This is a genomic window from Nocardia iowensis (assembly GCF_019222765.1).
Taxonomy (GTDB): domain Bacteria; phylum Actinomycetota; class Actinomycetes; order Mycobacteriales; family Mycobacteriaceae; genus Nocardia; species Nocardia iowensis.
Map to the genome: position 1 here is coordinate 4,381,970 of NZ_CP078145.1, position 25,306 is coordinate 4,407,275.

A 25,306-nucleotide genomic window follows, 5' to 3' on the forward strand; every position below is an offset into this window, starting at 1 on the left:
CGACCCGGTCAATCCTGCTCTGTGCCCACGCCCGCGGGAACGTGCCGCAGCCGCACCACCGCGATCACCGAAATGACCAGCGCCGCAACGGCCGTGATCGCCGCCGTGACATGCATGCCGTGCAGGAACGCCGCCCGTGCCGCGTGCAACACGGACTCGCCGAGCTCGCCGGGCAGCTCGGCACTGGTCTGCACCGCCGCGCCCAGGGTGTCGCGCACCGATCGGCCCGCCTCGGCAGGCAGGTCAGCGGGCAACGTGGCGGCCAGGTCGCCACGGTAGAGCGCGATGCTGATGCTGCCCAGGATCGAGATGCCCAGCGCACCACCGAGTTCCGCACCGGTTTCGGAAACACCGGAGGCGGCCCCGGCCTGCTCCGGCGGCGCCGAGCCGACGATGAGCTCGGTGGTGATGCCGAACACCGGCGCCAGCCCTAGCGAGATGACCACCGAGGCAGTGACCGCGAGCGCCAGGCTGCCGGTCGCGGCGACCTGCGTCATCATCAGCAGACCGACCGCCGAGGCGGCCATGCCGACGCCGACCAGGTACGCGGGCCGAACCACCCGGACAATACGCGGAGCGAGCTGCGAGCCGACGATGAAGCCGATACCCGACGGCGCCATCGCGATGCCGGTGCCGAGCGGTGAAAGGCCGAGCACCAGCTGGAAGTACTGGGCGACGAACAAGAAGTAGCCGAAGGCGACGAAGATGCCGATGACGTTGATCAGCAAGGCGATCCGGAAGGTGCTGAGCCGGAACAGCCGCAGATCGAGCATCGGGTCGGGGCCGGTGAGCTGACGGCGCACGAAGAGCGCACCGACCGCCGCGCCCGCGACCAAGGCCAGCAGCGCGGCGCCGCCGAGGCCGTCCTGGGCGATCTTCTTCATGCCGAACACCAGCGCGATCATGGCGGCCACGCAGAGCAGCGCGCTGACCGGATCGAGCTTGCCCGCCTCGGGATCACGGAACTCGGGTAGCACCTTCGGGCCGATCACCAGCAACAGCGCCATCACCGGCACCGCGAGCAGGAACACCGAACCCCACCAGAAGTACTCCAGCAGCACCCCGCCGAACAGCGGGCCGACCGCGCCGCCCGCCGAGAACGCGCCGACCCACACGCCGACCGCGACCGAACGCTGCCTGGTGTCGCGAAACATGTTGAAGATCAACGACAGCGTCGACGGGGCCAGTGTCGCGCCCGCGATGCCGAGCAGGGCTCGGCAGAGGATCAGGGTCTCCGCGGTGGGGGCGAACGCGGCGATCACCGACACCACGGCGAACGCGGCCGCACCGCCGAGCAGGATGCGCCGCCTGCCGATGCGATCGCCGAGCGTGCCCATGGTGATCAGCAGTCCGGCCACCATGAATCCGTACACGTCGATGATCCACAGCAGTTGTGAGCTGGTCGGATGCAGATCCGCGCTGATCATCGGCACGGCGAGATGCAGCACGGTGAGGTCCATCGCGTAGACCAGGCAGGCGAGCGCGAGCACCGCGAGCCCGAGCCACTCCCGCTGCCCGGCGCGCGGCTGCACCGCTTCCGACGTCTGGTCGAGGGCGCTGTCCACGGGATGGAATCCTTCTGCTGCGGTGTCGATGAGGGTCATGCCAGTTCTGACGAACCGAGCACCACCATCTCATCGGCCACCGACAAGAAACCGCAAACGATTTTCCGCTGGACACCGTCAGCCGGGAGACGCGCACGGATAAGCCGGCAATCCGTGCGCGTCCCGCTGGATGCGAGAAGAGCGGTCGACTAGTGGGTCTTCAGGGGCCAAGCGGGGCGGTCCGCACCGTAGGTGGGCGCGGGCCAGTTGTAGGCGGGGTATTCGGCGACAACGGGTGCCGCGGTGATGGTGCCCGCGTGTGAAATCGCGTTGGCGGGGTCGGGCAGGGCGGCCTGCGGGTGACGGTGGGTGCGCTGCGGCGCGGCGAGCAGCCAGGAGGCGGTGCGCGCCAAGGAAACTCGGACATCCCGGCCGATACCGTCGGACGCGCGGGCGGCCAGTGCGTCGATCACGCCCGCGGCGAGCAGATAACCGGAGGCGTGGTCGAGTGCTTGCGCGGGCAGCGTGCCGGGCACGGCGGGTGCACCCTCGGCGATCGAGATCCCGGAGGCGGCCTGCACGATGCTGTCGAAACCGCGTCGTCCGCCCCAAGGTCCGACCTCGCCCCAGGCACTCACCCGGCCGTGCACCAGCCCTGGACGCATGGCGGCGGTGAGACCCGCGTGTTCCAGTGCGCCGGGGCGGTATCCGGTGACCAGCACGTCGGCTGCGGCCAGCAGGTCGCTGACCACCGGCAGTTGCGTCCACAAATCCAGCAGGGTCGAGCGTTTGCCCTGGCCGGTGTCGGCGTACTGCCAAGGGATTTCGGGCAGTTGCGGCGGATCCACCCGCAGGACGTCCGCGCCGAGCAGCGCCAACGTCCGGGTCGCGACCGGTCCGGCGATCACCCGGGTCAGGTCGAGCACCCGGATTCCGCGCAGCGGCTGGAACGGCGCCGCGCCGACCGGCAATCCGGGTTCGCCGCGGTCGGCGCGCCGGTCGATCGCGACGATCGGGCCGGCCGCGGCGGCCCGGCCTGCTGGGCTGTCGGCCCACTCGTGTTCGGTGCGAACGCGGACCGCGATCGCCCCGTGCGCGGCGGCGTAGTCTTCGATGTCGGACGCGCGGCTCATCGCCATCTGCGCGACGGCGAGATCAATGGGAGCGTCGGTGGGCAGGCCGAGGGCGGTGAGCAGACGATCACGGTGGTGTGGGTAGTTGGCGTGCGTGCGGACCCACCCGTCGAAGGTGGGGAAGAAGCCGGAGAGGTCGGCGAACATGGTCGCGGGCCTGCCGTTGATCCGCAGCAGTAGTTCGCTGCGGAACGCCGCGGTGATGCGGGCAGGGTCGATGCGATGGGCTACCGGATCGAGGCCGCGGACGGCGCGAATCCGGTTCGCCGCGGCGGTCAGCGCGGCGACCGACCCGGCGGCCAGCGCCCAGACCGGCAGTGTCGCAGCAAGATTGCTGCCGGGGTCAGGAGAAGGAGTAATGGCGGAGGCGGTGACACCGATTCCGGCTTCGTAGTCGTGGACCAGCCGTGTGTGAGCGTTCACGCGAAAGAGCGTAATAGTTCCGTCTGAGAAGGAGATCTACGTGGGCAGAACCATCGAGTCCGGTGAGTGGCTGCGGATCCTGCGATCCGAGGCGACTCCCCGCCACCACCTGCTGTGTTTCCCCGCCGGCGGCGGGCCGGCCAGCGCGTACCGTGAGTTGGCACAACATGTCGGCGCGGGCGTCGCCGTTGCCGCGGTGCAATATCCGGGCCGGCAGGACCGGCTGGCCGAAGCACCGATCACCGAACTCGACACGCTCGCCGAGCGGATTGCTGAAGAAGTGCTGCGCCACGGATTCATCGATCGGCTCGCGTTGTTCGGGCACAGCATGGGGGCCACCGTCGCGTTCGAAACCGCGCGGCGGCTGGAGCGCGGGGGCCAAGCGGTGACCACGTTGTTCGTCTCCGGCCGTCCCGCACCGACTTTCGTGGAAACCCAACGTCTGCACCTCGGCACCGACGACGACCTGATCGGTGACCTGGAACGACTGTCCGCCGACCCCGCTCCCATCCAAATGCTGCGTGACGAACCGAGTCTCGCGGAATTGGTGCTGCCCGCCGTCCGCGGTGACTACCAGGCCGTCGAGACCTATCGGTACACGCCGGGTGACCCATTGACCGCAAACATCGCCGCACTGGTCAGCTCCAGCGACCCGACGATGACCCCGGATCAGGCCGATGAGTGGGCCGATTTCACCAGCGGAGCCTTCGAGCGCGCGACGTTCTCCGGTGGCCACTTCTATATCGACGAACGCCCGGCCGAGGTTGCCGAAGCCATCACCGCACACCTCACGGGCGACCGTTCGCGAGCTTGAAAACGTTCCAGACTGTTCGTCCGCGCTAGTGCGACGGCTGCAGGCGGGTGGCCGATCCGGCTGCCCGCCGCCGCAGCCAGCCGTACCCAACCCAGGACACCAGGACACCTACCGCGACGAGCACCCGCACCGTCACCAGCGCACTCTCCGGATAGATCACCCCGGTGATGTAGTGGTCGATGAACCCGCTCGGCGGCAACCCGGCCTGGCCCGCTCGATGCCTTGCCCAATTCTCCAGATGGGTGAGCGGGCAATCGAGCCGGAACAGCACCGTGCCGAATCCCCAACCGAACGCGATCAAGTGCAGCCAGATGCTGCGCGGCCACCGCCACGCTATGAACCCACCGACCACCACGTAGGCCACGAATACGAAATGCGCGGCGGCGGTGGCATCGGCCAATAGCCGATACAGCACACCATCAGCCTAGCGGGCCGGGGCCGGAGGGAGTCTGTCCGCAGATTGCGCGGCTCCGCCTAGCCGGGCTCGCCCAGGTATTCGGATTCGAGCATCAAGTCGCGGATCAGGGATTGGTACTCGAGGTGGGTTTTGTGCTCGATGGTGCGCCAGGTGGAGCCTTCGTGGTCGCGCATATAGCGGCGGTAGTCCGGGGCGCCGGGGACCTTGACATTGTCGGCCACCACGACCGTGCCCGGATGCAGCCAGCGGGCGGCCATGATCGACTTCAGATCCGGGAGGTAGGCGCTCTTCAAGTGGTCGATGAACACGAAATCCAGGGTGCCGGGGCCGAAGTCGTGCTCGATGGCGAGGTGCCGCATGGTCGCGCCACCGTCGCCGATCTTGCCGACCACCACGGTGATCCGATCGGCCAGTCCCGCGTGCTCGATGACGGCGCGGGCGATCTCGGCATTGGCGGAGCTCGCCTCCACCGAAACCAGCCGCGCGGTCGGCGGCATCACCCGGCCGGTGCGCACCGCGCTGTATCCGCAGTAGGCACCCAGCTCGAGCAGCAGTGTCGGCGCGGCCCGCCGGATGGCGCTGTCGAGCAGCAGACCTTTTTCGTCGCCGACATTCATCAGCAAGCTGCGGTTGCGCGCGAAGTCATCGATGGTGGCGAGCACGCTGTCCGGGTCGCCCGCGGTGGCCTTGGCGCGAACGTAATCGAGCAGTGCCTGCTCGCGTCCGTCACCCACCTGCCCGGTGCGCAGCACGCTGCGTCCGCCGAGCGCGAATCGGATCATCGACCAGCGCAGGAAGGGCAGCCGATCGCGCACGATCGCGCCGAGTCCACTCCGGTTGGCCATATCGCCCCTCAGCTGTCGGTGTGTGGCCGATTCTGCCTTGGGCGCGAATGGATTACCAGGGTGAGGGCCGGTAATCCTTGAGGAAGCAGCCGTAGAGGTCGGTGCCGTTTTCGCCCTGCACGATCGGGTCGTAGACGCGGGCGGCGCCGTCGACCAGGTCCAGGGGCGCGTGGAAACCTTCTTCGGCCAGCCGGACCTTCGTGTAGTGCGGGCGCTCGTCGGTGATCCAGCCGGTGTCGACGGCGGTCATCAGAATGCCGTCCGTTTCGAGCATTTCGCTCGCGCTGGTGCGGGTCAACATGTTCAGCGCCGCCTTGGCCATGTTGGTGTGTGGGTGGCCGGGCCCCTTGTAGGCGCGGGAGAACTGACCCTCCATCGCCGAGACGTTGACGATGTACTTGCGCCGCGCCGGTGCGGCGGCCATCGCGGGACGCAGGCGCGAGACGAGGATGAACGGGGCGACCGAATTGCACAGCTGCACTTCGAGAAGTTCGGTCGGGTCGACTTCGGCGACGGTCTGCACCCAGCTGTTCGTGTGCGCCAGGTCCGGCACCAGGCCGCCGGCATCGATCGCGACGCCGCGTGAAATGCGTTCGGGGGTAGCCGATCCCGCGACCAGCGCGAGTTCGGCGACATCGGCGGCGGACAGCGTCGGGGTGAGCGAGGCAGTGAGCGCGGTCGGGTGCGCCTGCATCGTCTTACCGAACGTCACCACGTCGGGCAGCGCGCCCGCGGGCAGCGGACCGGACTCGGCGTCGACCAGCGCGCTGTAGGCGCCGGGGGAGCGGCGGACGGTCTGGGCGGCATTGTTGATCAGGATGTCGAGCGGGCCCTGCGCCGCGACGTCATCGGCGAGCGCCACCACCTGGGCGGGATCACGCAGGTCGATGCCGACGACGCGCAGCCGGTGCAGCCACTGCGGGCTGTCGTCCATGGCGGCGAAGCGGCGGATGGCGTCGTTCGGGAAGCGCGTGGTGATGGTGGTGTGCGCGCCGTCGCGGAGCAGTCGCAGCGCGATGTACATGCCGATCTTGGCGCGCCCGCCGGTCAGCAGCGCGCGACGGCCGGTCAGATCGGTACGGGCGTCCCGCTTGGTGTGGCTGCTCGCCGCGCACTCCGGGCACAACTGGTGATAGAACGCATCGACCTGCGTGTACTTCTGCTTGCAGATATAGCAGGGGCGCGGCCGGATCAGCGTGCCCGCGCTCGCGCCGCGGGCGTTCGACGCGAGCGGGATGCCCGCGGTCTCGTCATCGATCCGCTGCGGCGAGCCGGTGGCCGTCGCGGCGACGACCTCGCGGTCCGCTTCGGTGACCGCCGCCCGCGCCTCGATCCGGCGCCGCTGCTTGAGCTTCTTGAACATGTGGCCGACCGCGCGCTGCACCGCTACCGAGTCGGGATGCTCCTTTTCCAGCTGCCCGGCCTGGTCCAGTACCCGCAGACAGGTCGCGAGCTCGTCCGGATCGATCATGCTTTCGGCCATCGGTGGTACAGGCATCCTTCACTGAGCTGGGAAATCGACCCGACCATTGTCGCAAACACCGCAGCCCGGTTACCGCCCGGTTGCCTTCGCATCGATCAGGCGCGCAGCAACGCCAGCGTCGTGACCGCGGTTCGCTTCAGCAGCTCGATGACTTCCGGCACCGTGAGGTCGGTGGTCGTGGTGACCGAAGGCGGGTGCAGCCAGCTGATCTCGTAGGTGGTCCAGCCGTCGCGAACGGCGAGGGTGACGCCCCTGCGCGGGGCGTGCTTGCTGTCCATTCGGACGACGTATGCCTCGTCGCCGAGGCCGTCGACCGTGGCGACGCCATCGTCCTCATTGAGGGGGGACTGGGTCCAGGTCTCGAACCGAGCGGTGAACTCCGGACCAGGATCGGTCCGCTTGTGCACCGCCGCGCTCACCGTGAGGGTGGTGTCATCGGACCGCTCGGCGGTCGCGGGCGCAGCGAGCCGGATCGTGCAGGTCATCGAGTCGATCGCCGGGTGTAGGAGGGTCTGGTGGAGTGGGTATTTCGGCCCGGTCGGGCCGTTCGGCGCCAAGGCGAATCCGGCGCGGGTATAGGGCGCGGTGTCGGTGATCGCACACAGGTTGTCGACGTGGTGATAGCCCTGTAGGTCGGGTACCGCCTCGGCGCGCCGATCACTGCCGAAGATCTGGAGCACGCCGAGCACCAGCAGCACCGAGAGGCAGATCGCGGCAGCGAGCGTCCCCAGTCGGCGCGGACCGGGGCCGGATTGTTTCCACCGGCCGAGCGGCCGCGGCGGCACCGACCCATCCGGGTACGGCCGCGGTGGCGCTACCGGTGCCAACGGCTCGTGCAGCCATCCGGCGTTGCTGAGGCGTGGAGGCCTCTGACCCGCCGGTCCCATCATGGCCGCAAAATATCATCACACCTGGTCGTCGCGCAGGCTGTCGGCCGCAGCGCCGCGGCCACAACCGTCCGCGCGCGCGGCGAGTTGATCACGCAGGGCACTCGGAATCTCCGTGCGGACCTCGATCAGCCCGTCCCACACCACATCTGGCGTCTCCGGTGTCAGTGCGGCGAGGAACTCGTCGAGATCGGCCATTCCATCGATGATGTCGAGTACCCGGGCCCGGCCCGCGGGATCCTGCGCGAGCGCGATAGCGACCAGGGTGTCGATATTGTCGCTGCGCGACGCGACGAGGACCGCGGCGAGCAGCTGATCCTTGCTCAGATCGCCGATACAGGAGGCGAGGATCGGGCTCGCGGAGTCGGGCAGTGCGTCCACCAAAGGCAGTGCCTGAGACCAGAGTTCGTGGGCTGCGGTGGTGTTGATCACCGCGCGGAGCACGTCGGGGTCGCGCATGATCGGCAGACCGGCCATCCGGCGGCGGTCGGTATCGGTCATGGCCAGCGCGATCGGCAGCATGGCGTCCCACAGGCCCGCCGTATCCGCTTGGGCGACAAGGTCACCGAGTTCCTCGTCGGATTTTTCGGCGAGGTGGGCGGCCAGCGTCGCCAGCTGCGCCGGCTGCAGATGGATGACCAGCGGCAGCAGATCGAGCCAAAAGCCTTTGTTCAGTGCGGCATTCATAATCGAGGCGAGCACCGATTCCTCCTGTACCGCAGGCCTTTCGGCGAATGCGCGCAAACTGTCCGCGGTCATCGCGCTGGTCACCGGCAGCAGCGAGTCCCAGGCATCCAGCGCCCGCACCGCCTCGATCAGGCCGTCGAGTACGTTGCCACCGAGCCCGGCCGCGATATCGCCGAGGGCGGCCCGATTCTCCGGACCGACGCTGTCGAGCAGGTCGAGTCCTTCGGCCCAGAGGTCCTGATCGTGCGCGGCGCGGATGACCCCGGCGAGCCGGTCGGTGACCAAGCCCATCAGCCGGTCCAGCGCGGATTTGTCCTCCATCAGAAAGCCGATGCGCAGCAGGTCCGCGTCGCCGAGCACCGGCACCGCGGCCCGCATCGACTCCTCCGGGACGACGCCGACGAAACGACTCATCGTCACGTGGTCGTCGATGCGCAGCAGCTCCCTTGCCACCTCGACGACCAGCCGTGCGGGCACCGCGGCGATGATGTCGGCGGTGCGCCGCGGATCGAGCTGGATCGCGGTCTCGGCCAAAAACCGGGCGGGCAGCGCCTTCGCGATATCGATCGCGCGGGAAGGCTCGACCGATCCGGCGACCGCGGCGCACAGTATCGGCCCGAACGCACGCTCGGCGGCTTTGGCGCTGATCGCGGTGGGCACCACTTTCGTTGCGGCGGCCACGCGTTTCATCCGTGCGGCATCGCCGTCGAAAAGCAGATCGGTGGCTCGCTCGCGAAACGTCCGGATTGCTTCGGGGGAAAGCGTGTTCAAAAAATCGAGCTCAGCGGGATCGGAGATATCGAGCAGGCGCGCGAGTTTTGTGGTCTCGGCCCGCGCCATCAATTGCTCACTCATAAACCGAGCGCTCGCTTCACGGCCGGACGCATCAGCCGGGGGATGAGTCGGAGCGAGGATTCGACCGCCGCACCGAGGCGTTCGTCTCGGGCGGTGACGGCGGTGCGCAGCAGCCGGTCGAGTTCGGCGAGGTCGGAGTCGGTGAGCCGGTCGAATTCAGCGGGCAGGGGTGCGCCGAGTGTTCTGGTCAGCGGTTGGGCTGCGTCCGGCATGGGAGCTCCGTATCGGTGTCGAGTTGTCGAGAAGGGACGGTCAGCTGCTGCGCGGGGTAATCGCGGACTTGTCCGCCCGCATGTCGTCGACGAAGTTGGCGATCGCCTCGGCGACCAGCAGCGGCTCGGTGACCGGCAGCCAGTGGTCGGCGGGCACCGCGCAACGCCACAGCCGGTCCACCCAGCGGGTCGAGGTGTCGTAGAGGGCGGCGGGCACGAACGGGTCGGTGCTGTCGACGAGCAGCTGCACCGGCACCGCGGTGCGGCGCACCCGCGGCCGCCGCAGATGGTGCAGCAGGTTGGCCTGCGCGATCCGCCCGCCCGCAACCAGATCCGTGCGCCAGGTGCGGGCGATCCTGGCGGGCACCGGCGAGAGCCCGCCGAGCCGTTCCACCAGCAGCGTGCGCACCCGCGGCGGGTAGAGCCTGCGTGCCACGGGCACCGGGTCGAGGCTCCAGCGCGCACCGCGCAGCCACCAGCCCAGCTCGCTCGCCCGGAGCCGGACGTGCGGCGCGACGGCCCGCAGCCACAGTCCGAGATGGTCCAGATTGGGTCCGGAAATGGCGGTGAACGAGGCGATCCGGGTATTCGCCCTCGGATCGCAGACCGCCTCCCACAGTTGCACCGCGCCCCAGCCGTGCCCGCAGGTGTGCACCGGACGCTTCGGGCTGGCCGCGTCGATCACCGCGAAGAAGTCGGCGGCCAGCCGGTCCAGCCGGAACTCCGCGAGCAATGCCGGGGTGGCCGAACGGCCGTGGCCGCGTACGTCGTAGGTGATCACTCGGAAGCCGTCGGTCAGTAATGCCGCGACGGTGGCCCACACCCGGTGCGTGTCGGTGAGGCCGTGCACCAGGACCAGGGGTTCGGCGGCGGGATCGCCCCATTCGAAGACGGCCAGGTCGGCGCCGTCGGCGGTCACCGTCCACTGCCGGTCCGGGCGGGGCGTGTCGGTGTGGAGCAGGTTGGTCATGTCGTTGCCTCGTTCGGGTGCGAGCGGCCGGCCGGTGACGCGACTGTCGGCCTGGGCCGCCGCGCCCGCGACTGCTTGCTGGTCGCTCGAAACGGTCTGCCCGTACCGTCAGTACGGTTTCCGATACTGACAGTACGAAGAATTGTCCGAGAGCGGGAGGGGTAACCCGCAGAGTATGGCGTAGGTCACGCCCTCGCTCTGCCGACGCTGGGTCTCCGCTGTTCTGATATCCGTACCGCCGGTACGTGTATGCTGCGGTCGTGCCCCGGCCCAGCGTTCGTTCGACGACCTCCCGTGCGGAGATCGTCGACGCCGCGATCCGGGTGATCGACCGGGACGGGCCGCGGCCGAGCATGGACGACATCGCCCGCGAAGCGAACATCACCAAGCCGCGCCTGTATCGCCAGTTCGCCGACAAGGCCGATCTCTACACCGAGATCGGTAACCGGATGGCCAAGGCCGCCGCGGCCGCCGCGGGCAACGATCTGACGCTCATGCTGCAACCGCCGCGGACCGCGTTGCGGCGGGTGCTCACCGGATACGCCGACAGCATTCTGCAGCATCCCAACGTTTTTCGCTTCCTGGGCCAGGCGCAGGTGACCCAGCAGTCCGACGGCACGGTCCTGCAATTCGACCTCGGCCGGGCCGCGTCGGATCGTTTCGCCCGCCAGGCCCGCGAAATCGCCGAGTCCATCCCGATCGACACCGCGGGCATCGATTATCTGTCCCGCGCGGTGGTCGGCGTCGTCGTCTCGATCACCGACCTGTGGCTCGCCGATTCCGCGTTGCCGCACCCCGACCGCACCGCCGAATTCATCGACCAGGCCACCGAATTAGTCTGGGGCCTGATCGACGGATTCCTGCGCAGGCAGGGCATTTCCGCCGATCCGGAGACACCCATCTTCACCTCGCTCGCCGCCGTCAACCAGGCGCAGCAGCCCGCGAACTGACCGTCGCCGAGTCCTCGACCGAACTCGGCCTACTCGACGCGTGCCCAGGTTGTTGACACACTGCCAATAGTGCGGGAATCTGTTGACGAGGGCCCGGCTGTAAGTCGGGGAACAGCGAGCAAAAGGATCCGAGATGGCACGCGCCGCATGGAGTGACGATGAGGTCGAGGCGGTACGCGACCTCGCGAAGACGTTCTTCGAGAAGGAGGTCGTCCCGCACGAGGAGAAGTTCGTCGCCCAGGGCCACCCCGACCGCGCGCTGTACAACCGGGCGGGCGAGCTCGGCCTGCTGTGCGCCGCGATCCCCACCGAATTCGGCGGTGGCGGCGGCACGTTCGCGCACGAAGCGGCGATCATCGAGGAACAGTCGCGGGCGGGCGACGGCTCGATGGGCATGCCGGTGCACAGCTCGATCATCGCGCCGTACCTGAAGGAGTTCGGTTCCGCGGAACTCAAGCAACGGGTGCTGCCCAAGGCCGCCACCGGTGAAATGGTGCTGTCCATCGGGATGACCGAACCAGGCACCGGCTCGGATCTGCAGAACATCAAGACTCGCGCGGTGCGCGAGGGCGACGAGTACGTCATCACCGGCTCGAAGATCTTCATCACCAACGGCTGGCTCTGCGACGGCATCATCATCGCCGTCAAGACCGACCCGACCAAGGGCGCGTCGGGTGTCTCGCTGATCTTCGCCGACGTCTCCGACGACACCCCCGGCTTCAAGCGCGGCCGCATCCTCAACAAGATCGGCGGCAAGGGTCAAGACACCGCCGAACTGTTCTTCGACGGACTGCGGGTGCCCGCGGCGAACCTGCTGGGCGAGGCCGAAGGCCTCGGCTTCTATCAGATGATGCAGATGCTCGCCCAGGAGCGCCTGGTCACCGGCATCATCGCGGTCGCAATGATGGAAAAGGCCGTGCAGCTGACCATCGATTACACCAAGGGCAGGGAGGCCTTCGGCAAGCCGCTGTTCGCCATGCAGAACACCAAGTTCGAGCTCGCCGAGTGCGCCACCCTCGCGAAGGTCAGCCGCACCTTCCTCGACGATTGCATCGTGCGGCATCTGCGTGGCGAACTCGATATTCCCACCGCGGCGATGTCGAAGTACTGGCTCACCGACCAGCTGGGTATCGTGGTGGACCGCTGCCTGCAACTGTTCGGCGGCTACGGCTACATGACGGAGTATCCGATTTCGCAGCTCTACACCGGCGCCCGCGTCCTGCGCATCCTGGCGGGTAGCAACGAGGTGATGAAGGATCTCATTGCCCGGTCTCTCTGATATGACGAGTGAGACCGCGGACGGTGCTGCGCTGGACTCACCCACTCCGCCGGCTGCCGTCGCCCTGCCGCGCCGTCGCCGGCTCGAACCCGACGAGCGGCGGGCCCAGATCCTGGCGTGCGCGATCGACATGTTCGGTGAGCGGCCGTACGCGGCCGTCTCCACCGCCGAGCTGGCCCAGCGCGCAGGCGTCGCCCGCGGTCTGATCAACCACTACTTCGGCAACAAGCGCGACCTCTATCTCGCGGTGGTTCGTCGCATGGTCACCCTGCCCAAGCTCGATGACATGATCGTGCCCACCGGCACCGAGCGCGAGCGAGTCGATGCAAGTGTGCACTGGCTGCTGGATACCATCGCCGAGCACGGCAGCACCTGGGTGAAGGTGACCAGCCACGAGGGCGTCGGCGACGACCCCGAGGTGCAGCAGATCCTCGATCAGGCCGACGACGCGGCCGCCGAACGACTGCTGCTCATGGTCGGCCTCGCCGATTCGGCACGCAGTGCGGCTTTGCGCGCGATGGTCCGCGCCTACGGCGGGCTGGTCAAAGTGGCGGGCCGGGAATGGATCACCCGCGGCACGCTGACCCGCCCGCAGGTGCACGAGCTGCTTGCCGACATGCTGATGACACTGGTCACCGAATCGCTGCCGAAGGTGGACCGCCGGCGCTGAGCGCACGGCGGTCCCCGGCTATCGGATTAGTGCCTCAGGGGCTATCAGGGGAGGGCCTCCGGCGCCGGATCGCCGGGCGCGGCGCTGCCCGCGCTGTAGCGCACCGGCCGCCGGTGTCCCGGCGCGTGTCCCTGCCGCCCGTACTTCAGCTCGATCACTTCTTCGCGCCGATGTTCCACCAACAGCGCCCCGACGCCGAGTATCCAGAGCGCGGCCGTCACGATCGCGCCGATCTGGGTCCATTCGTCGAGGCCGTACCCGGCGGCGGTGAGCGTGCACGCCAGCGACACCATGCCGAGCGCGCAGAGAATAAGGCCGGGAACGTTGTAATTGTCGCCGAGCAGATCGCCGGCTTGGGCGTGCCACGGCCGGTTTTCGTGGTCGGGCGGAGTGGTGCTACCGAGCATGGATTCCTCCTAGGAGTCAACGCAAGATCAGTGACACTGCCCGATCAGCATGAACCCTGATTGAGGAAAACAGTAGTAATTGGACGTTCCAGATGATGGCGCGCCGTTCCACCCCTATTGTGGGTCGGGAGATCGGGGCGGGTCCGGGCAGTCCGAGGTTCCTGCACGGTGTGTGGTGTGGAGAGGTACCTGGCATGGCACGGGCAGATCGCCGTGAAAGTGAACGCTGGCCTGCGGCGCAGCAGGACGACCGCTGGCCAGCGGCGGAAGAGGAACAGTGGGTCGAGCCCGAGCCCGACGAGCGCTGGCAGGAACCCGCGGCGGGCCGTCGCAGGACCGGTCGGCTGCGGGTGGAAATTCCGCCCATCGTGAATCCGTATGCGATCGTCGCGCTGGTGGCCGCGCTGGTCGGTCTGTTCCCGGTCGCGATCGTCTTCGGCTTCATCGCCTTCTCGCATCCACGCGGCCGGGTGATGGCGATGTTCGCGCTGCTGATCGGCGTCGCGGAGGTGACGGCGCTGGCGGGACTCGTGGTGCTGTCGGGAAACATGCTGCCGGACTCGCTGACTCGCGCGGACCGACTACCCACCACGGCCAGCCTCTCGGTGCCGTCGAGCGCCGATCAACTACCCCCGCCGACGACCTCCGTCGCCCCCAACACGGTAGCGACCACCACGGCAGGCCCCACCACGACGAAGAACCAGAGCAACCTGAAAAAGGGAGCGGCGTGCACCGAGGCACAGGTCGGCCAGATCGGTAGCGCCGCCGACGGCGGAACGCTGATCTGCCTACTCAACGCGGGCAGCGGCTATCAGTGGTCCGGCCCGTTCACGGTATCCACCGCGATCCAGCAGGCCGGGGCGAAATGCGACGGAAGTACCGGGAAGACCGGCCGCACCGCGGATGGCCGCGCGCTGGTCTGTGAAACGGGGGGCCGCAGCGGCACCTGGGTGCTCTGGACCGAATAGCGGCGCTGCCTACTCCTCTTTCTTGGCGCGACTCGGCTGAACGCGGGGCGGTTCGTTCGGCATTTTCGGATACTGCGGCGGCCACGGCGCGTCCATCAGTCCTGACGCCATGTCGCGCTCCGACATTTCCAGCAGCGGGACAATGGATTGCGGTGCGCGATCGGCCCACGGGTCACCCAGTTCGGCCAGCCGCGCCGGCACGGTGGCGATGGTCAGCTCATCCGGGACGACGGCGTCCAATTCGGACCAGGCGATCGGCGTCGACACCTGCCCGCCGACCTTCGGGCGCACACACCATGCCCCGAAAACCGTCTTGTGTGGGGCATTCTGGTTGTAGTCGATGAACACGCGGTTGCCGCGTTCTTCCTTCCACCAGTGCGCGGTGATCTCTTCCGGATGGCGGCGCTCCAGTTCCCTCGCCAACGCGACGGAGGCGGCGCGCACCTGGTAGCCATCCCACTTCGGCGCCAGCGCAACGTAAATGTGCAAGCCGCGAGAACCGGAGGTCTTGATCCGCGACTCGATGCCCAACTCGGCGAACAACTCCCGGGTGAGCACCGCCGCGTGCTTGAGGTCGTCGAGGGTGATGCCGGGGGAGGGATCGAGATCGATGCGCAGCTCGTCGGCGATCTTCAGATTGTCCGCGCGGTTGGGCCACACGTGAAAACCGAGACACCCCTGGTTGACCGCCCACAGGAGGTGCGCGAGATCGTGGGCGACCAGCGCGTCGCTGGTGGTGCCGTTCGGCGTGGTTACCTCGACGGTGTGCAACCAGTCCGGCGCCGTTTTCGGCACCCGCTTCTGAAACCACGACTTACCGGAAGCCCCGTCGGGATAGCGCTCCAACAGCAGCGGACGGCCGCCGACCACATTCAGGAACGGTTCGGCCACCGCCTGGTAGTAATGCACGAGATCGAGTTTCGTCTCGCCGCGCTTGGTGAAATAGACCTTGCCGGGATTGCTGATGGTGACCGTCCGGCCGTCGACCTCGATATCGACGGACTCGCCGCGCGCGCTCATTTCGCCTCGCTGAAAATCGCACTCAATTCGGCGGGCGGCGCCTCGTCGAGCTGGGCGTAGGTGCACGATTCGGGTGTGCGGTCGGCGCGGAAGCGTACCAGCCTGCCGCCGTGTCGCAGCCGCCCGGATTGCACGTGTTCGTAGCGGACCTCGGCGACCAGTTCGGGGCGCAGCGCCTCCCAGGAGAGGTCCTTGCCGCCGGTCCAGCGGCTGACTCCGCCCGGCATCTTGCCGTCGGCCCTGGCCTGTGCCGCGGCGTCGGCCCATTCCCGCCACGGATGGTTTTCCAGTGCGTTCTCCCGCAGTGGTGCGAGTTCGTCGACGAGTTCCTTGCGCCGGGCCGCGGTGAAGCTGCTCGCGACGCCCACGTGGTTCAGGTGACCCTGGTCGTCGAACAGTCCGAGCAGCAGCGAGCCGACCCCTTCGCCGTCCTTGTGCCACCGGAAGCCGGCCACCACGCAGTCGGCGGTGCGTTCGTGCTTGACCTTGAGCATCACCCGCTTGTCTTCCAGGTAAGCCAGGTCATTGGCCTTGACCATGACCCCGTCGAATCCGGCGCCCTCGAACCGGGTGAACCAGTCCTCGGCCAGGTCGGGATCCTGCGTGATCGGCGTCAGGTGCACCCGTGCGAGCGCGGTGTCCAGAATGGTTTCCAGCAGCCGTCTGCGTTCGGTGAACGGTTCCTCGGTCAGATTCTTGTCACCGAGGGCGAGCAGATCGAAGGCGACGAAGCTGGCCGGAGTTTCCACGGCCAGCTTGTTGACTCTGGAGGCTGCCGGGTGCAGCCGGTTCTGCAGGGCGTCGAAGTCCAGGCCGTGCCCGGTGACCACCACGATCTCGCCGTCCACCACGCACCGGTCCGGCAGCGCCTGCTTCAGCAGCTCGGCGACCTCGGGGAAATACCTGGTCAGCGGGCGGTCGTTGCGGGAGCCGAGCTCCACCTCGTCGCCGTCGCGGAAGACGATGCAGCGAAAGCCGTCCCATTTCGGTTCGTAGCTCAGGCCGGGTTCGCGGGGAACTCCGGATGTTGTTTTGGCCAGCATGGGTCGGACGGGTGGCATGACCGGTAAGTCCACGCGATCCTCCTCGGTTCGGTTCTCACCCGTACCGACGACATGATCGAACGAAATTCATCGGTGCGGCCTCGGACATTCGTCGCTCGCAAGCGCTCCTTGCGGCCTCGGACATTCGTCACTCGCAAGCGCTCTCTGCCTGCCGACGATCGTATTCGCAGCATCCGACAAGATCATCGAACTCGCGGATGCGGCGAACCGAGGCACGCTCAGTTGTCCAGCCAGCCGTGTTGCTCGGCGAAGACCGTGAGCCGGTCGCGGATGGTCAGAATCTCGCCCGCCGTCAGTGCGGGGCTCGCGTCGAGGAGTAGCTCGGTGATCAGGCGTTTGTGTTCGGCGGCGGTGAGCTGTCCTGAGTTCGATCGGTGTTTGGATTTGTGGGGTATCGGGGGCGGGGTCGGCTGGCCGCCGACCACACTCAGATTGACCGCCTTCGGCCCACGATCACCCTCTGTCATGTCGAATTCGAACACTCGACCCTGGCGCAACTCGTCTTCGTCCAGACCGATGTCGTTGACGTGCACGAATACGTCCGGCCCGCCGTCCTCCGGTCGAATGAATCCGAATCCCCGAGAGCTGTCGAACGACACCAATTTCCCGATGGACACCAACACCTGCTCCTCGCCGCGCCGTCGCTACCCGGTCACCTTAGCCCGCGTTATCGCCGTCGTTGGACGAAAGCGCCTTTTGTAATGAATTGAAAACAGTCGGCCACTGACCGGCCATTCCGTCGACCGGTTCACGCACTCCGCCCGCCCGCCGAGCACGGTCGGGCCGGCGTGCACCGACTGGTGCGTGGTTACCAGCACCCCTGTCTCCCTTGCTGTTTCAAGATCTCTCAGCGGGGTCGGTGGTCGGCGGAATCCAGGGCACCACGTCCACGATGCACCCGGGAGTGACGTCGATGATGAGCACGGTTGCCCCCACCGGGATCGCTTCGGTGGCACGTGCGACGAACAGTTCCAGCCCCCCTCGAATCGCCACTTGCACCTCCCCGAGCAGCCCCGCGCCTCGGATCGGCGATGTGAGCGTACCCGTCGAACCGAGCAGGGGCTCACTCATCGCACCGATCTCCTCGCACAGGCGTCCGACCCCGCCACACTACGTCTCGCGCAGCGCGATTCGATATCGAAATGGGCACGGCCGACACAACTTGCCGACAACGGCGGGGAACGCTCAGATGCCGGGTGTGTCATTCCCAGGAGGGGCACGCGGGTATGTTTCTTGCATGGGAGGACGACTCGCTTTGGTTGTCGGGTCCGAATGTGAGGCGCTGGGGGAACTGGGGTTCACCGGCGAACTCGCCACAGGGTTGTATGGGAATCTGACCGAGGCCGGTGGGTGGCGCTCCGCGATCGCGGAAGACGGGCCGGTGTTGAATCCGACTGCGGCGCAGCTGGTCACGGCGGTGGACGAGGCCTTCGCGGCGGCCGCGGAGCGCCAGGCCACCCTGCTGCTCGCCTTCATCGGTCACGGAGTCGCGACCAATGCCGAGGACTTCTATCTGCTCGGGCTCGATTCGCCTGCGGTGCCCAACTCGCGCAACGCCTTTCATCTCACGCAGGAGATCAGGGAGCGGCTGAACCAGGCGGCGCTGGATGGGCTGGTCGTGCTGGTCGACGCCTGCGAGACCGGTCAGGGTGTGATCGGTGCCGCGCGGCGGTGGACCGACCTGCTCGCCCAGTCGGCGGGGCGGATGGAGATGCTGGTCGCGGCGGGCGAGGGGCCCGCGTTCTCCGGCTGCTTCACCCGAACCATGCTGGCCACCTTCGGTGTGGGATTACCGATGCGCGGCGAGAACCTGCTCCCGGCGGATCTGGTCGATCCGATCGCCGGGGAATGCATTCATCAACAGCCCCAATATCTTTCGTTCACCACGGGGGCGGTGTCGATGGCACAGGGCGCGGACCCCGGTCTCTGGCTGGTGCCCAACACCGCGCGGCATCGAGACGCGGTGAGCGGCCGCTCCGCCGCGGGCTTCGTCGACCAGTTGACCCGCGGGCTGCTGGTGACACCCGATGTCCGTGAGCAGCTCGACGCCATCGTGGACGCGGGCAGCCATCGCCTGCGGGCGGTGATCGGCCCCGCGGGCTCCGGTAAATCCACCCTGCTCGCCATGCTGATCCGGCCGAGCCTGGTGGAGGGCCTGGCGGTGACGCCCGAATACATCACTGCCGCAGTGTTTCTCACCGCCGCCAGCTCCATCGAGGCGGTCGCGGCCGAGCTGGCGGCGCAGCTGAGCGCCCGGCTGCCCGGCTTCACCGAGGCGGCGCAGGCGGTGCGCGCGCACCGGGCCAGGGACGAGTTCGACATCTTCGACCTTTCGGTGCGGCATCCGCTGGCACGGTTGTCGACCGCGGGCCGCCGGGTGACGCTGGTGCTGGACGGATTGAACCAAGCTCAGCCGGGGACGCGGCGGTTGCTGGTCTGCGCCATCGCCGATCTGACCAAGCGCGAGGATCTGCGGCACGTCCGGGTCATCGTCGGTATCCGGGACGGCACCGGCGTCGAGGACGATCCGGAACTGGCCCACATGCACCGGATCGAGATCGGCGAACCCGCCGCCGACGACATCGCCACCCTCGTCGGATCCGCCCGCGACAGCGGTGCGCCCGCGGATCCGGCGGATTGGGTGAACTGGATCCAGATGTTGCTGGCCGAGACGCCGACCTCCGTCGGCGACGGCCACCACGTCGTTTCGGGCGGCTGGCTGCTGGCGCGAATGCTGCGCGAGGTGGCGTCGAACATCACCGATGGCGCGGTCGCCGCCGGTATCGGCCTGGACCGGATCGTCGCGCTGCGGGTCGACGCCGCAATACGCGGGATGCATCCCGAAACCGTCAGTGCCACAGGGGCGTTCCTCAGCATCCTGGTCGCGGCCGGTGTCGGGCCGGTTTTGCCGATCGAGCTGCTGGATGCGGCGTTGACCGCGCTCGGCGTGGACCTGCACATCGCCCGAATACGCGATATGACGGTGGCGATGGGTGCGCTGGTCACCCGCAGCCGTCCCGGCACCCCGCGCGAGTCGCTCGGGATAACCCATGGCGCCCTGCTGCCCGGACTACGCGCCGAGTGTAAAGAGCTCGGCGTGGAAACCGAACACGCGCACCGGGCCATCGTCGCGGCGATCAAAGAGAGTTCCAGCGACCGCGCCGCCGACTACGCGCGCGGTTCGGCCGTGCGCCACTGCCTCGCCTATGGAGATTCCGCGAGCGCGCTGCACTTCCTCGAAATGCTGGAAACCATGAGAGCCGCAGACAACCGCGATCTCTGGGCCGCCTGGGTACCCGCGTTTGTCGACACGCTCGGACCGAACCATCCCGATACCCTGACGACGCGCAGCCGCGAGGCGTACCACCGCGCCGAGAGTGGCGATTTGATCGGCGCGATCACGGCTTTCGAACAGTTGCTCGTCGACCGGTTCCGCGTACTGGGACCCGACCACCCGAAAACCCTTGGCACACGCACCAATCTGGCAACCTACCGGGCCCGTTGCGGCGACTACACCGGCGCCAGAGCCGACTACGAACGCCTGTTCGCCGACCAGCGCCGCCTCCTCGGTCCCGACCACCCCGACACCCTCCGCACCCGAAACGACCTGGCGTCCAACCGCGCCGACCTGGCGTCCAACCGCGCCGACCGGAACGAGCTCGTCGCCGCCATCACCGATTTCGAAAAGCTGGTCGCCGACCGCGCCCGAGTACTCGGCCCCGACCACCCGCAGACCATGCGAACCCGCAACAGCCTCGCCTACTGGCGCGGCGAGATCGGCGATCTGCCCGGTGCCCGAACCGAATTCGAACAACTGCTCGCCGACTGCCTGCGCATCTACGGCCCCGACCACGCCGCGACGCTGGCCGCCCGAAACGCCCTGGCCGCCTTCCGCACCCGCAGCGGCGACCTCGTGGGCGCCAGCGCCGAATTCAATCACCTTCTCGCAGACCGCCTCCGGGTGCTCGGCTCCGACCACCCCGACACCCTGACCACCCGAAGCACTCTCGCCGGTTTCCGTGCCGACGCGGGCAATCTCCCCGAGGCCATCGCCGAACTCGAGCAACTGCTCGCCGACCGCCTCCGCGTCCTCGGCCCCGATCACCCCGACACCTTCGCCACCCGCAACGACCTGGCCACCCGCCGAGCCGAAAATGGCGACGTGCGCCGAGCCATAGCCGAACTCGAAATCCTGCTGGTAGCCGAACTCCGCGCGCTCGGCCCCAACCACGCCGCCACCATCCGCACCCAAACGTCGCTCTCCTACTGGCGAGGCCAACTCGGCCGATAGGCGCGAAGCTCGCCACCGCGCGCGGCGGGGCGGGGGATCAGTGCAGGTCGCGGATGAGGCGGGTAGCGCCGACGGTCATGTAGCTGCCGGTCATCGCGACCATAGCGATGGCGGCGGGGCGGGGGACGTCGCCGCGGGCGAGGTGGGCGGTGCCGTGGCTGGTGTCGATGATGTCGACCAGCAGGGACAGGCGTTGCCATCGGGGGCGTTCGGCAGCGGGAGCGGTCAGGTAACCCAGGCCGAGTGCGATGGCTCGGGCGCCGAAGATACGGGTCATGTAGGTGAGTTCGGGTGTGGCGCGGATTCGGAAGGCCGCGGTCAGTGTTCGTGGTGCCGCGATGGCGGCGGCGCCGAGGACGATGCGGCCGACGGCCAGGCCACGCAGGGCGGCGGCCAGCGGTGGGCGGGGTGCTGGCGCGGTGTTCATTGCCATGAGGTGAGTGTTGCCGACAGACGACGCGGGGTCGATTACCTCCGAGGTAATCGACCCCGCAGCGGCGTCGGTCGTGTTCCGGACGCTACGCGGTCCACTTCCCGCGCACGCCCGCGAAGATCTGGGCCGCCGGATCCGCGGTGATCTTGTCGGAATCGGTGTCGTAGTCGTACAACTCGGCGTAGCGCCCCCAGTCGATGGCGATATCGAGCTGGCGCCGCGCGTCTTCGGGCCCGAAGCCGCGGCGGAGCAAGTCGAGAAAGAAACCGGCGCGCAGGCTGCCATCGGAACTGCCTGCGAGTCCCTTACAGATGGTGCGGACCAACGGTGCGCGATGGCGGGCCTGTTCGGCGAAAATGCGCTTGCTCTCTTGGATGTCGGCGGTGGTGAACCGGGTGCCGATCTCGGTGAGCAGCACGTCGCCGTCTTCGACGGTGCTGAAACCGAGCATTTCGGCGGCGTCGACGAGCGGCAGGAGACTGTCGATCTCGAAGTTCAGTTCGTCGGCGATGTCCGGGAGATCGGCGCGGCCACCGGTGGCGTAGACGAGCTCGACCAGACCCGCCAAGCCGCCGACCGAGGCGTCGGGCAGCGGCTGCGCGGTGGGGGTGGCCTTATCCGGTTCGGCGACAACGGGTTCGGTGTCGCGACCGGTGAGCAGGCCGTAGATCTGGTCGACCATCGCCTCGAACCACGGTGCCCGCCGGTCGCGCGGGCGGGGCTGGGATACCGCGATTTCGGCGATGATTCGGCCCGGGTTGGAGCCGAGGACCAGCACCCGGTCGGCCAGCTGCACCGCCTCCTCGATGTTGTGGGTGACGACGCAGATCGCCTTGGTGGGAAACCCGTCAGTGGCCCACAGGTTCACCAGTTCTGTGCGCAGGTTCTCCGCGGTGAGCACATCCAGAGCGGAGAACGGTTCGTCCATCAGCAACAGGTCGGGTTCGAGCACGAGCGCGCGGGCGAAGCCGACCCGCTGGCGCATACCGCCGGAAAGCTCCTTGGGATAGGCGGATTCGAAGCCGTCCAGGCCGATCATGTCGATCGCGGCCAGCGCCCGCTGCTGGCGTTCGGCGGGCGCGACGTTGCGGGCGGCGAGGCCGAGCTCGACATTGTCCTGCACGGTGAGCCACGGCATCAGCGCGAACGACTGGAACACCAGTGCGGCACCGGGATTGCTGCCGTTGAGCGGGGTGCCTCGATAGGTCACCTCGCCGTCGGACGGTGCGATGAGGCCCGCGATGATCCGCAGCAGGGTGGACTTGCCGGAGCCGGAACGCCCAAGCAGGGCGACGATTTCGCCGCTGCGCAGTTGCAGATCGATACCGTCGAGCACCCGCAACTCGTCACCGGCGGCACCGGTGAATCGCTTGCCGACGCCCGAGATGTCCAGCAGCACATCGCGGTCGGCCTGGGTGGTGGTCACGGTCATGATCGGTCTCCCGTCGAACGAATGCAGAGGTAGCCGGTGTTCACAGCGAGTACCGCCGTTCGGCCAGTGCGTAGAGCCGCCGCCAGAACAGTCGGTTGATGCCGACCACGTAGATGCTCATGACGAGCACGCCGATGAGGATGCGCGGGGAGTCACCGGCCTCGGTCGCCTCGGAGATATAGGAGCCGAGGCCCGCGGCCACCAGGGTGGTCGATCCGTACTGCACGACTTCCGCGACGATGGAGGCGTTCCAGGCGCCACCGGCCGCGGTGATCCCGCCGGTAACATAGCTGGGGAAGATGGCGGGCAGGATCAGCCTGCGCCACCACAGGTTTCGCGGCAATTGCAGATTTGCGGCGGCCTCGCGCAGATCGTTGGGTACCGCGCTGGCACCCGCGATGACGTTGAACAGGATGTACCACTGCGCGCCCAACGCCATCAGAATGGTGCCCGCCCAGTTCAAACTGGCTCCGCTCCAGACGAGTACGGCGGTGATGAACGGGAACAGGAAGTTGGCCGGGAAGCTGGCCAGCACCTGCACCACGGGCTGCGCGAGCCGGGAAACCTTGGGGTTCAACCCGATCCACACCCCGACCGGCACCCACACCACGGTGGCCAGCACCAGCAGCACCACCACCCGCAGCAGGGTCAAGAACCCGAGGCCGAAGGCATGCGCGACTTCGCCGAAGCCCGCTGTCGATTCGATGTAGTCGACGACCCGGTAGGCGCCGTAACCGATCGGCACCGCGACCACCGCGGCGAACAGCACGTCACCGGCGCGGCGGCGGATCGGTGGCGTGTGCAGTGGATGCTCGGCCAGTCCGAACACGCTCATCGCCCGGTCCATCGGCGCGACCAGCGGGCCGAACACCTTGCCGAGCAGCAGCGGAACGTGCGAGCGCCGCAGCAGGTTCAGCATCAGGCTGCGCGGCGCCTCGGCGGCTTCGGTGTCCTCCACCCGGAACCGCTCCGACCACGCCGTGAGCGGCCGCCAGAACAGGAAGTTCACGCCGACGACCATCACGATCATGACGCCGATCGCGATGAACACCTTGCCGAGATCGCCGTCTCGGGTCGCGGTCGCGACATAGGAGCCGATGCCGGGCACCACGTACTTGTGGTTGTTCACGCTGATCGCCTCGGACGCGACCAGGAAGAACCAGCCGCCGCCGAAACTCATCATCCCGTTCCAGACCAGCGGGATCATGCCGCTCGGCACGTCGACGCGCCAGAACCGTTGCCAGCGCGACAGTCTCAGGTTGCGCGCCGCCTCGTCCAGCTCACGCGGCTGGGAGGCCAGGCTGTGGTAGAACGCGAACGCCATGTTCCAGGCCTGCGAGGTGAAGATCGCGAAGATGGCGGCGCTTTCGAGGCCGAGCTCGGAGCCGGGAAACAGCGCGATGAACCCGGCGACGGTGATCGACAGGAACCCGAGGATCGGCACCGACTGGAGGATGTCGAGCAGCGGTAGCAGCACCGTGCGTGCCCGGCGCAGTCGCGCCGCCGCCGTCGCGTACACGAAGGTGAAAACGATCGACAACCCCAGCGCAGCGAACATCCGCAGCAGCGAGCGGGCCGCGTAGTAGGGCAGTTGATCGGGATCGGTGGACACCGTCGCGGGCGCGTCGGCCTCGTCGAACGGCACATTCGCACTCGCCGAGACTCGCACGATCAGCCAGATCAGCACCGCCGCGCCGACGAACACGACAACGTCGGCGAACCGGTTGCGTGGCCGGTCGAGCGCACTACGGGAGGGGAAGGAACGCAAAAGAGTCATGCCTGCGGTCCCTTCACATCCGTCGCGGCGATGTGCCAGCCGACGCTGGTCACCGACGGTTCCAGGCTGAGCCTGCTCACCGCGGTCTCCATCTGGCGGTCGTCGCGCTGGTCGCCGAACAGTTCGGCACGCACCTCGACCCGGCCCGGGGTGCCGGTATTGGCGCTGGAGATCGAGATCAGCTGGAAGTCGGTGCGGGTCAGCGCCTGCACCAGCAGGGCGCGCACGTGCGCCTCGTTGGCATCGTTGGTGACGGCGACGAACGCGTAGGAAGCGGGTTGTTCGTGACCGGCTTCCGGCTGCCGGTCGACGGCCCGGCCCGCGGCGCGCAGTGCGACGTTGACCCCGACCACGGCGACCGTGCCCGCTGCGGCCGTGCCGAACATGCCCGCGCCTGCCAGTGCGCCGACCGCTGCCGCGCACCACAGCGTGGCCGCGGTGTTGAGGCCGCGCACATTGAGTCCGTCACGGATGATCACGCCCGCGCCGAGGAAGCCGATTCCGGACACGATCTGCGCCGCGACGCGAGTCGGGTCGGCGACTTCGCCGTGGAAGCCGTGCGCCGACAACAGCACGAACAGGGTGGCGCCGACAGCGACGAGCGCGTTGGTGCGCAGCCCCGCCATTCGGGCCCGATACTGCCGCTCGAAGCCGATGACGGCGCCGAGGCCGACGCCGGTGAGCAGCCGGAGGATCATCTCCACTGTTGTCATGACCGCACTCCCTGAACATGTCAGCGCACCG

Annotated in this window: 24 protein-coding genes; 6 read left to right on the plus strand and 18 right to left on the minus strand. The window is 68.0% G+C overall.

Going from position 1 to position 25,306, the window contains the following annotated elements; genetic code table 11:
• Positions 1–8 precede the first annotated feature (8 nt).
• Both KV110_RS20180 and KV110_RS20185 read right to left on the minus strand, forming a co-directional pair.
• Positions 9–1,604 (minus strand): MFS transporter, encoded by a 1,596-nt coding sequence (locus KV110_RS20180; RefSeq protein WP_218477936.1) that lies wholly within the window; start codon positions 1,602–1,604, stop codon positions 9–11.
• Between the two features lie 149 nt (positions 1,605–1,753).
• Positions 1,754–3,100: a CoA transferase gene (locus KV110_RS20185; protein ID WP_218477938.1), complete on the minus strand. Its 1,347-nt coding sequence runs from the start codon at positions 3,098–3,100 to the stop codon at positions 1,754–1,756.
• A gap of 40 nt (positions 3,101–3,140) precedes the next feature.
• Between KV110_RS20185 and KV110_RS20190 the strand changes: the two genes are divergently transcribed.
• Entirely contained in the window at positions 3,141–3,914 is a 774-nt protein-coding gene (locus tag KV110_RS20190; RefSeq protein WP_218477939.1) for a thioesterase II family protein, read from the plus strand.
• Positions 3,915–3,939: 25 nt separating this feature from the next.
• Here the strand turns inward: KV110_RS20190 and KV110_RS20195 are convergent, their stop codons facing one another.
• The 7 genes from KV110_RS20195 to KV110_RS20225 form a co-directional block, all read right to left on the minus strand.
• Complete coding sequence (locus KV110_RS20195) at positions 3,940–4,329, minus strand: DUF2784 domain-containing protein (RefSeq protein ID WP_218477940.1); 390 nt, start codon at positions 4,327–4,329, stop codon at positions 3,940–3,942.
• Positions 4,330–4,388: 59 nt separating this feature from the next.
• Positions 4,389–5,177 carry an O-methyltransferase gene (locus KV110_RS20200; RefSeq protein WP_218477941.1) on the minus strand — a complete coding sequence of 263 codons (789 nt, stop codon included), beginning with the start codon at positions 5,175–5,177 and terminating at the stop codon, positions 4,389–4,391.
• 52 nt (positions 5,178–5,229) lie between these two features.
• Complete coding sequence (locus tag KV110_RS20205; RefSeq protein WP_218477942.1) at positions 5,230–6,660, minus strand: SDR family NAD(P)-dependent oxidoreductase; 1,431 nt, start codon at positions 6,658–6,660, stop codon at positions 5,230–5,232.
• A gap of 95 nt (positions 6,661–6,755) precedes the next feature.
• Positions 6,756–7,445, minus strand: coding sequence for a hypothetical protein (locus KV110_RS20210; protein ID WP_218477943.1), 690 nt, complete (start codon positions 7,443–7,445; stop codon positions 6,756–6,758).
• 120 nt (positions 7,446–7,565) lie between these two features.
• Positions 7,566–9,089, minus strand: coding sequence for a hypothetical protein (locus KV110_RS20215; protein WP_218477944.1), 1,524 nt, complete (start codon positions 9,087–9,089; stop codon positions 7,566–7,568).
• Complete coding sequence (locus KV110_RS20220) at positions 9,086–9,301, minus strand: hypothetical protein (RefSeq protein WP_218477945.1); 216 nt, start codon at positions 9,299–9,301, stop codon at positions 9,086–9,088. Before KV110_RS20220 ends, KV110_RS20215 begins: the two co-directional genes overlap by 4 nt.
• A 40-nt stretch (positions 9,302–9,341) precedes the next feature.
• Entirely contained in the window at positions 9,342–10,271 is a 930-nt protein-coding gene (locus KV110_RS20225) for an alpha/beta fold hydrolase (RefSeq protein WP_218477946.1), read from the minus strand.
• Positions 10,272–10,531: 260 nt separating this feature from the next.
• Between KV110_RS20225 and KV110_RS20230 the strand changes: the two genes are divergently transcribed.
• The 3 genes from KV110_RS20230 to KV110_RS20240 all read left to right on the plus strand — a co-directional run bounded on the left by KV110_RS20230 (position 10,532) and on the right by KV110_RS20240 (position 13,170).
• Positions 10,532–11,221, plus strand: coding sequence for a TetR/AcrR family transcriptional regulator (locus KV110_RS20230; protein WP_246634657.1), 690 nt, complete (start codon positions 10,532–10,534; stop codon positions 11,219–11,221).
• Between the two features lie 133 nt (positions 11,222–11,354).
• The gene (locus KV110_RS20235; protein ID WP_218477949.1) at positions 11,355–12,500 is read left to right on the plus strand and encodes an acyl-CoA dehydrogenase family protein; all 1,146 of its coding nucleotides are present in this window, start codon (positions 11,355–11,357) and stop codon (positions 12,498–12,500) included.
• Between the two features lies 1 nt (position 12,501).
• Entirely contained in the window at positions 12,502–13,170 is a 669-nt protein-coding gene (locus tag KV110_RS20240; RefSeq protein WP_246634658.1) for a TetR/AcrR family transcriptional regulator, read from the plus strand.
• 44 nt (positions 13,171–13,214) lie between these two features.
• Here KV110_RS20240 and KV110_RS20245 read toward each other — a convergent pair whose 3' ends face one another.
• Positions 13,215–13,577: a hypothetical protein gene (locus KV110_RS20245; RefSeq protein WP_218477951.1), complete on the minus strand. Its 363-nt coding sequence runs from the start codon at positions 13,575–13,577 to the stop codon at positions 13,215–13,217.
• A gap of 194 nt (positions 13,578–13,771) precedes the next feature.
• On the opposite strand from KV110_RS20245, the gene KV110_RS20250 reads away from it, so the two are divergent.
• Positions 13,772–14,545, plus strand: coding sequence for a DUF4190 domain-containing protein (locus KV110_RS20250; protein WP_218477953.1), 774 nt, complete (start codon positions 13,772–13,774; stop codon positions 14,543–14,545).
• A gap of 9 nt (positions 14,546–14,554) precedes the next feature.
• On the opposite strand, the gene ligD is transcribed toward KV110_RS20250, so the two are convergent.
• From ligD to KV110_RS20270, 4 genes are all read right to left on the minus strand, one after another.
• Positions 14,555–15,565 carry a non-homologous end-joining DNA ligase gene (gene ligD, locus KV110_RS20255; protein ID WP_218477955.1) on the minus strand — a complete coding sequence of 337 codons (1,011 nt, stop codon included), beginning with the start codon at positions 15,563–15,565 and terminating at the stop codon, positions 14,555–14,557.
• Positions 15,562–16,641, minus strand: coding sequence for an ATP-dependent DNA ligase (locus tag KV110_RS20260; RefSeq protein WP_218477957.1), 1,080 nt, complete (start codon positions 16,639–16,641; stop codon positions 15,562–15,564). Before KV110_RS20260 ends, ligD begins: the two co-directional genes overlap by 4 nt.
• A 206-nt stretch (positions 16,642–16,847) precedes the next feature.
• Complete coding sequence (locus KV110_RS20265) at positions 16,848–17,252, minus strand: cold-shock protein (RefSeq protein ID WP_218477959.1); 405 nt, start codon at positions 17,250–17,252, stop codon at positions 16,848–16,850.
• Positions 17,253–17,466: 214 nt separating this feature from the next.
• A complete protein-coding gene (locus KV110_RS20270; RefSeq protein ID WP_218477961.1) occupies positions 17,467–17,700 on the minus strand; it encodes a hypothetical protein in 234 nt (77 codons plus the stop codon).
• A 166-nt stretch (positions 17,701–17,866) separates the two neighbouring features.
• Here KV110_RS20270 and KV110_RS20275 point away from each other — a divergent pair, with 166 nt between their 5' ends.
• On the plus strand, positions 17,867–20,920 hold the full coding sequence (locus KV110_RS20275; protein ID WP_218477963.1) for a tetratricopeptide repeat protein: 3,054 nt from the start codon (positions 17,867–17,869) through the stop codon (positions 20,918–20,920).
• Between the two features lie 37 nt (positions 20,921–20,957).
• Here KV110_RS20275 and KV110_RS20280 read toward each other — a convergent pair whose 3' ends face one another.
• From KV110_RS20280 to KV110_RS20295, 4 genes are all read right to left on the minus strand, one after another.
• Positions 20,958–21,353 (minus strand): hypothetical protein, encoded by a 396-nt coding sequence (locus tag KV110_RS20280; RefSeq protein ID WP_246634659.1) that lies wholly within the window; start codon positions 21,351–21,353, stop codon positions 20,958–20,960.
• A gap of 85 nt (positions 21,354–21,438) precedes the next feature.
• Positions 21,439–22,785: an ABC transporter ATP-binding protein gene (locus KV110_RS20285; RefSeq protein ID WP_218477965.1), complete on the minus strand. Its 1,347-nt coding sequence runs from the start codon at positions 22,783–22,785 to the stop codon at positions 21,439–21,441.
• Positions 22,786–22,825: 40 nt separating this feature from the next.
• Positions 22,826–24,562: an ABC transporter permease gene (locus KV110_RS20290; RefSeq protein ID WP_218477967.1), complete on the minus strand. Its 1,737-nt coding sequence runs from the start codon at positions 24,560–24,562 to the stop codon at positions 22,826–22,828.
• A complete protein-coding gene (locus KV110_RS20295) occupies positions 24,559–25,275 on the minus strand; it encodes an MgtC/SapB family protein (RefSeq protein ID WP_218477969.1) in 717 nt (238 codons plus the stop codon). Before KV110_RS20295 ends, KV110_RS20290 begins: the two co-directional genes overlap by 4 nt.
• Positions 25,276–25,306 lie beyond the last annotated feature (31 nt).

What these genes read in the sequence shown, in the direction of transcription:
- KV110_RS20180 (WP_218477936.1), bottom strand. Translation starts at nt 1,604, where the DNA reads ATGACCCTCATCGACACCGCAGCAGAAGGATTCCATCCCGTGGACAGC.
- KV110_RS20200 (WP_218477941.1), bottom strand. Translation starts at nt 5,177, where the DNA reads ATGGCCAACCGGAGTGGACTCGGCGCGATCGTGCGCGATCGGCTGCCC.
- KV110_RS20205 (WP_218477942.1), bottom strand. Translation starts at nt 6,660, where the DNA reads ATGGCCGAAAGCATGATCGATCCGGACGAGCTCGCGACCTGTCTGCGG.
- KV110_RS20215 (WP_218477944.1), bottom strand. Translation starts at nt 9,089, where the DNA reads ATGAGTGAGCAATTGATGGCGCGGGCCGAGACCACAAAACTCGCGCGC.
- KV110_RS20220 (WP_218477945.1), bottom strand. Translation starts at nt 9,301, where the DNA reads ATGCCGGACGCAGCCCAACCGCTGACCAGAACACTCGGCGCACCCCTG.
- KV110_RS20225 (WP_218477946.1), bottom strand. Translation starts at nt 10,271, where the DNA reads ATGACCAACCTGCTCCACACCGACACGCCCCGCCCGGACCGGCAGTGG.
- KV110_RS20235 (WP_218477949.1), top strand. Translation starts at nt 11,355, where the DNA reads ATGGCACGCGCCGCATGGAGTGACGATGAGGTCGAGGCGGTACGCGAC.
- KV110_RS20240 (WP_246634658.1), top strand. Translation starts at nt 12,502, where the DNA reads ATGACGAGTGAGACCGCGGACGGTGCTGCGCTGGACTCACCCACTCCG.
- KV110_RS20245 (WP_218477951.1), bottom strand. Translation starts at nt 13,577, where the DNA reads ATGCTCGGTAGCACCACTCCGCCCGACCACGAAAACCGGCCGTGGCAC.
- KV110_RS20250 (WP_218477953.1), top strand. Translation starts at nt 13,772, where the DNA reads ATGGCACGGGCAGATCGCCGTGAAAGTGAACGCTGGCCTGCGGCGCAG.
- ligD (WP_218477955.1), bottom strand. Translation starts at nt 15,565, where the DNA reads ATGAGCGCGCGCGGCGAGTCCGTCGATATCGAGGTCGACGGCCGGACG.
- KV110_RS20270 (WP_218477961.1), bottom strand. Translation starts at nt 17,700, where the DNA reads ATGAGTGAGCCCCTGCTCGGTTCGACGGGTACGCTCACATCGCCGATC.
- KV110_RS20275 (WP_218477963.1), top strand. Translation starts at nt 17,867, where the DNA reads ATGGGAGGACGACTCGCTTTGGTTGTCGGGTCCGAATGTGAGGCGCTG.
- KV110_RS20280 (WP_246634659.1), bottom strand. Translation starts at nt 21,353, where the DNA reads ATGGCAATGAACACCGCGCCAGCACCCCGCCCACCGCTGGCCGCCGCC.
- KV110_RS20285 (WP_218477965.1), bottom strand. Translation starts at nt 22,785, where the DNA reads ATGACCGTGACCACCACCCAGGCCGACCGCGATGTGCTGCTGGACATC.
- KV110_RS20290 (WP_218477967.1), bottom strand. Translation starts at nt 24,562, where the DNA reads ATGACTCTTTTGCGTTCCTTCCCCTCCCGTAGTGCGCTCGACCGGCCA.
- KV110_RS20295 (WP_218477969.1), bottom strand. Translation starts at nt 25,275, where the DNA reads ATGACAACAGTGGAGATGATCCTCCGGCTGCTCACCGGCGTCGGCCTC.